7 protein-coding genes and 1 pseudogene are annotated in these 6614 nt (G+C 49.0%); all 8 read left to right on the forward strand.

Annotation, left to right across the window (positions count from 1 at the left end; translation table 11 throughout):
* Positions 1-718: pseudogene (locus tag EDI29_RS22250) on the forward strand (hypothetical protein); the annotation flags it as partial.
* A gap of 63 nt (positions 719-781) precedes the next feature.
* On the forward strand, positions 782-2521 hold the full coding sequence (locus EDI29_RS22255) for a glycoside hydrolase family 24 protein (RefSeq protein ID WP_137742627.1): 1740 nt from the start codon (positions 782-784) through the stop codon (positions 2519-2521).
* Between the two features lie 2 nt (positions 2522-2523).
* Positions 2524-3168, forward strand: a complete 645-nt coding sequence (locus EDI29_RS22260; RefSeq protein ID WP_137742628.1) for a phage baseplate protein — start codon at positions 2524-2526, stop codon at positions 3166-3168.
* Positions 3165-3455 (forward strand): phage baseplate plug family protein, encoded by a 291-nt coding sequence (locus tag EDI29_RS22265; protein ID WP_137742629.1) that lies wholly within the window; start codon positions 3165-3167, stop codon positions 3453-3455. The genes EDI29_RS22260 and EDI29_RS22265 overlap by 4 nt, the downstream gene beginning before the upstream one ends.
* Positions 3448-4335, forward strand: a complete 888-nt coding sequence (locus tag EDI29_RS22270) for a phage protein (RefSeq protein WP_137742630.1) — start codon at positions 3448-3450, stop codon at positions 4333-4335. Before EDI29_RS22265 ends, EDI29_RS22270 begins: the two co-directional genes overlap by 8 nt.
* Positions 4335-4991, forward strand: coding sequence for a Gp138 family membrane-puncturing spike protein (locus EDI29_RS22275; protein ID WP_137742631.1), 657 nt, complete (start codon positions 4335-4337; stop codon positions 4989-4991). The genes EDI29_RS22270 and EDI29_RS22275 overlap by 1 nt, the downstream gene beginning before the upstream one ends.
* Before the next feature lie 56 nt (positions 4992-5047).
* On the forward strand, positions 5048-5398 hold the full coding sequence (locus EDI29_RS22280) for a contractile injection system sheath initiator (RefSeq protein WP_137741896.1): 351 nt from the start codon (positions 5048-5050) through the stop codon (positions 5396-5398).
* On the forward strand, positions 5398-6600 hold the full coding sequence (locus EDI29_RS22285; protein WP_137741895.1) for a baseplate J/gp47 family protein: 1203 nt from the start codon (positions 5398-5400) through the stop codon (positions 6598-6600). Before EDI29_RS22280 ends, EDI29_RS22285 begins: the two co-directional genes overlap by 1 nt.
* Positions 6601-6614: the final 14 nt, after the last annotated feature.

Consider the following 6614-nt stretch of genomic DNA (forward strand, 5'->3'; position numbering starts at 1 on the left):
CCACCGTTCCCGACGACGCGAAATCCTGACAAAATACCAGCGTAAAGGTTGGGCTGACGTGGCCGATAATCTTCCTACAGATCTGTGTAATGAGGGCAAGGATGTGAGGGTATTGAAAGCATTTGCTTTGATTCTTTTTATCTCTGGTTGCTCGCAAGGACTTACCAGCGAGAGGATTGAGCAGGATAAAAAATGGAATGCCATGATGGCTGAAAAAAGCCGGATAGCAAAAGAATCGTTCGAATTAACCAAAGCAGAGTATGAAAGAAAAGAAAAGGAAGCTGAAAAAGCAGAATCGGATCGCATAGCGGCAATTCCGGTTCAGCGCTGCTATTTTTCACGAAATGGGCGGAAAGCTGTAGACAGGCTCATTGACATAGTGAACGGCGAAAACATCACCTGTCAGATTGATGGTCATCAACCGATTAACACAAAAATTAATGGGAGAAAAACATTTTTCGGAAATGATCAAAGTGGAATTTTGCACCTTGCTTTAGTTTCTGATGTGACTCTCTGTCAAGCGCCGTGGTGGAAAGGTGGTGAGTTTGAATATAACGAATGTGTTGCATCGGTGGCTAAAGGCTTGCGCATGTGGCTAACACTAACGCGAGATAAATCGATTCCGGATGATGCCTTTCAATATTGTCCATCATATGGCAGCGAGCTAGATTTTTTTTCATGTGCTATTTATGTTTGGCAATATAAGAAAGCAAATTAGCCAAAATATGAATATGAGATAACCCGCCATTGAGCGGGTTTTTTAATGCTTGGAGATAGCGGAATGGCTGAAACCATAGATTCGTTACTGGTGTCACTTGGTCTTGAAACGGATGCTAAATCATTTCAAAAAGGCGCTGACGCGATAAAAGGCGTCACTGATGGGATGATGCAACTCGCCGCCGCCACTGGTGCTGGGTTAGGCTTTAAAGCGCTGACATCAGGGATAGCTAACTCAGCATTGGAAATGAAGAGGCTGAGCGACAATACCGGCTTTACGATCAGACAAATTCAGGGACTTGAATTTGCAATGCGCAGGCTTAATCTCTCCCCTGAATCCGCGCACGATATTGCAAAGATGATCCCTGAGCTGCAAAGAAAGGCCAGGTTCGGGGAATTAAATGATAAGGCTTACTGGGGGGAGGCATTCAATCCAACTGAATTCTCCCGAATGGGTCAGGAGGAGGGGTTAAAATACCTGATCAGTTCTTATTCAAAAATGAATCACGACCAGCAATCATTCCTGCGCGAAGGGGGAGGGTTTGGGCGGGACTCTCCAATAACCAGATTAATGGAGATGGGTAGCGGTTTTTTTGACGAAACAATGAAAATGTCAAATAAAATGACATACCCAATTGATGATGCGCTATTGAAAAATGCGCAAATATTTAATGATGAAATGGCAAAAATCGGTCGTAACTTTGAGATTCTTTCTTATCAGATTGGCGGTCCGCTCTTAGAAAACCTGAATAAAATGCTCGGTGATATAAATCAATTCGTTGATAAAAACAGAGGAACAATTAACGGGATTGTAGATAAAGTAACGTCTGGCAGTTGGTACGACGACATAATGAATGATGCTGAAAAGAGAGGGATCGAATTCAGGAACCACTTGCGCCGCAACGACGCAACCATGCGTAAATTACTTGGTCCCGAGGAGGATGCAAATAATTTCACTAGGCGTGAGATTATGGGAAAGAAATCCCCACTGGAACTGTATAGCGATGTGATGGATGACGCTGAAGATCGGGGTATTAAATTCAGGAACCATCTTCGCAGGAATGACGCCATGATGCGTGGGATACTTGGTCCCGAGGAAGAGGTAAGAAGACTTGCCTCCCAAACACACTTACCGCAGGGTAGTTCACTACATTCCGCACTCAATAACCCAAATGCCCGATCGTATCTTGATGCGATATCCCGCGCCGAGGGGACGAGTGGCTATATGAATTCCGGTTATCACACCATGTTCGGTGGTGGACAGATTTCCAGCCTATCTGACCACCCGCGCCAGTTAAAAGACTTCCAGCAGACAGACGGGACGTGGAATAAAACATCGGCGGCAGGCCGTTATCAGTTCACACAAAAATCATGGGATGAGGCCGCAGCGGCGCTGGGGCTAAAAGATTTTTCGCCGCAAAGCCAGGACATGGCCGCATTATGGCTTATTCAGCGGGCGGGGCAGTTGGATAACGTATTGAACGGTGATTTCATGACGGCAACGAATAATCTCGGTGGCGTATGGGCGTCACTGCCATCATCACCTTATGCACAGCCAAAACGCAGCCAGGCTGAAATGGAGTCGTATTATCTGCCTGGTTACAGCTATCAACGCGATGCTGCGCCATACAACCCATCAGTAAGCCGCTCCGAATCATCAAAACCAACCAGCGTCACAATGCATGTAGAGCAAAACATTTCCGGTTTGGGGCTTAATGAGCAACAGGTTGAGGATTCAATTGCAAAGGCGCTAACAACAGCTGGAGAAAATCTGGAGCGCTCATTTAACAATAGTGGGTGGTAATCATGTCAATCGTCGGAGTGTTCGATAAGTCCCGCCCAGAAATCGGCGGGATTTTTTTTGATGCAATATTGGAGGAATCCAGCGAACTGAGGACGGATGTTAGCGAGTATCCGTTAGAGACCGGTCAAACAGCGAATGACAACGCCGTTACCCGTCCGATGACAGTAACGATGACGGTCGCTATATCTGATAACCCAGTAAAGGAGCTAATGGCTGAGGCTGGTCAGTTTTCTGGGATTGCGGGGATCGGTGCTGGTGTTGCAGTCGGCGCTGTCGGTTCGATTCTAGGAGGTGGTGCGGCAGCGCTGGCCGGACTGGCAGCATCGGCGGGCTTAGCGTTTGCCGCGTCAGGGAGTAAGCGGTCTGAGTCGGCACTGCTGGAAATCCGAAAGCTACAGGTTGAAAAGTCGATTCTGACGGTTGTCGGCGTTAATTCATCCTACGACGACATGATCATTACTAACACGCGAGTCCAGAAAAACAAACAGAACGAAGGGGGGCAGGAGATCGTCGTAGAAATGCGAGCGCTTCTGATAAAAAACAGAAATGACAGCGCCACGACTACAAACCGGAATCTACCTGCTGGAGACTCGGCGGCTACTCAGGGGCAGGCGAACGTTAATTTAGGCGAGGTAACACCGCAATGAAAATAGTCCCCCTCACGCGCGGCCTGGCTGATTTCTCGTTTACGTCAACGCTCAATAACGCAACGCTACGGTTCAATGTGCGTTGGCTCACTCGATACGGTTATTTTGTCGTAGATATTCGTGATGCGATGGGTAATCCGATCACGTTGGGTCGAGGCTTGCACGTTGGCGTCAATTTATTAGCGGGGCTGAATACTGACATCGGCAGATTGGTGCTGAATGGCGAAACACCAACAATGGAAAACCTCGGTGTCACAAACAATCTGAGATGGTACCCAAATGACTAGATTATTCGGGCGAACGTATAACCTCGAGGTGACATCAGCAGAGGGGAATAAATTAACGTGTGAGCCACCGACACAGGTTAAATTTCTGATCACTAATATGCCAATGAATCAGGTCGCCACGGCCATGATTATGATTTACGGCGTGTCTGATCAGTATCGGCAACTGATACAGAAATTCGATGAAACTCGCCAGCGTTTCGGTACCGTCCGCCTGACGGCTGGATACGACGAATCATCCGGGGAATTATTCTCCGGGCAGATAAATAGCGTTGAAGTGGGGCGCGATGGTGTGAACGTTTATCTGCGCCTAAACTGCTGGTCGGTGATCTGGGCTGACGCCACTATCGGAAAGACGTGGGGCGAGAAGACGCAGGCAATAGAAATACTGCAGGACGTGGCGCGATCGTTCGGTCCACCGATCGAAACCGTTGGTGATTTCTCCGATCTGCCGATGTTTAACCATGGCTACACGCTGCCTCATACATCAAGCAGGAATTTTTTAAACGCTATGAAATCGGCGTGGCGTTATGACTGGCTGCTGTCGGACACTAAAACCACACTGATTCGTGATGGAGCCACACGGCCAACAACCTACGAGCTGAATTCAGATAACGGCATGGAGAGTTACCCGCGCTGGTACCAGAAAGACCTTGAGGTTGACGCGCGCCTTAACCACATCATCCAACCTGGCGATTTGATAAAAATCCGTTCTGATTTTTGGACTATCAACTACAGCGGCATGTACAACACCGGACTAAATGACACGTCGAATATTCAACGTCGAACCGGTTCATTTAGGGTGCTATCAACGACGCATCAGGGTGATTTCTGGAATGACGACTGGCGTACAACGTTTCGGTGCCAGTGGAGCGCTGCATAATGAAAAGCACGAATCCGCTATTTTCAGCTATTCAATCCGCCAGCATGAACATGATCGGGGATTTGATGGTTGGCATGCCCGGCCATGTTGTGGCATACGACCCAAATAAACAACGCGCTCAGGTCGAATGCGGCATTCAAAGAAGAATGAGTGACGGCTCAATTCAAACACTTCCACTGCTGGTTAACGTCCCTGTGCAATTCTCTGGTTCTGCGGAGTGGGTTGTGTTTCATGAGCTACCGGCTGGTACTGAGGGGTATATTCATTTCAGTCAGCGATCTGTCGATGCGTGGCTCGATATGGGCGGTCCGGTACCGCCAACCGGCCCCGAAATGTTCAGTGCTAGTGATGCGTTTTTCTCACCCGGTTATCGGTCACTGAAAACCGCGATTCCCAACCTACCCACATCCGGTGTGGGCATGAGTAATCGTGACGGCTCTGTGCGCATCCACCTGACAGATGGAGGGATAGCCCTGACATGTGGCGGCGTTTCGTTGACGGTTTCGCCCGAAGGGATAACGCACAGCGGCAAAACAACGCTGGATGGACGGACAGAGGTTACCACTGGTGGCCTGGCTGTTGGTGATATTGAGTTTGATGATCACGCGCACGGAGGTGTTGAGCGCGGCAGTGGGATATCTGACGGCCCTCAATAAGTTTGAAACCACATTCACGCCCCGGCATCGCTGGGGCTTTTTTATGGGCGCTAATCATGATTCGTAATTTTATAGACGGCGACATTGTCACGCACGGCGAACATTTCGCAACGGGAAAAGAGGCTACACGGCAAGGGATCATCAGGAGGCTGCGGTTGTTTCTCGGTGAATATTTTCTCAATGCCGCAGAGGGGACGCCGTGGTTTCAATCAATTCTCGGTAAAACACAGGTAGACATTGCCGCAGCCAGTATTAAGCAGCGGATCCTGACTGCTCCGGGCGTAATTGGCCTCACTCGATTTGAGTTCAACATCGACCAGACCACGCGAAAAATCACAATTTACGCATCGCTAGTGGACATCAATAACGAGCAGTTTGAATTGTTGTTTGATGAGGAAATTATCTGATGGCTGAAATTACCAAAGATGGCGTGAGCGGGCAGACGTTAAACAGCTATGTTGCCGTTATGCGCCAGCGCTATCTTGATATTGATGACGGCTGGAATATCAATCCAGAATCGCCGGATGGCCTCATTATCGCTGCATGGTGTGAAACACTGGCGAATTTGGACGAGGCTATTATCAGTGCCTATCACTCAGCCGATCCCAATTCAGCGATTGGGCAACAGCTCGATCGCATAGCGGCGTTCGCGGGTATTACGCGCCGAGATAGTACATTCTCAACTGTTACAGTGACATTCACTGGCACGCCGCTTGTTGAAATTCCTGCCGGTACTCTGGTGCGAAATCGGATTACCGGCACGCTGTGGGCAACAGATAGCACAGTGGAAACCAGCAGCGGCGGCATGGCAACAGCTAACGTTACATGCACAACCGCTGGCAGTCAGGCGGGAAACAGCAATAACCTGTCTATCATTGCCACGCCGATCGGTGGCATTACCGCCGTTACCAACGCAAACCCCGCATCGCTCGGACGTGATGAGGAATCAGATAATGCGTTTCGCGTTCGTCGCAATGAGTCTGTTGCGTTCCCCGGCAATAACCAGCTCGACAATATTTATGCGGCTTTGGTCAATCTGGAAGGAATGAAACAGGTCCGTATTTATGAAAACACTGAGTCCGCACCGGATGAAAATGGCGTCGAGGGGCATTCACTGGCGATCGTCATTGACGGCGGCGAACCTGCAGATATTGTCGCAGCGATCGCGAAACGGAAAAATCCCGGCTGCGGGCTGAATCGCTATAACAGCAGCATCCCGAACAAAATCAGCACTGATACGGTTACGCCAGGCGGAAACCCGTTTAATGCTACGTTTTTCCGGCCGGAGTTTATTCCTATCTTTGTTCGCGTCAGCATCTCCAGCGATCGGCGATTTGATGATGACGAAATAAAACGCTCTATCGTTGAGTATTCGAACATCGGGTTTGAGCAAACAACCGGATTTGCAAAGACGGGATTTCGAATTGGTGAGGATGTTGGGGCGGGGCGGTTGTATACCCCAGTTAACTACATTGTCGCTGGCAGCGGATTTGTTCAGTCGATCGGTGTAGGGATGTCGGCAGCATCTGCGGTGAATGCTCAGGTTGATATTGCGTTTAACCAGCTCGGTATTTTCAGCGCAGAAAATATAGAGGTGGTCTATGTATGACCATACGAAAAAGG

The sequence above is a fragment of the Pectobacterium polonicum genome (assembly GCF_005497185.1).
GTDB classification, from domain to species: domain Bacteria; phylum Pseudomonadota; class Gammaproteobacteria; order Enterobacterales; family Enterobacteriaceae; genus Pectobacterium; species Pectobacterium polonicum.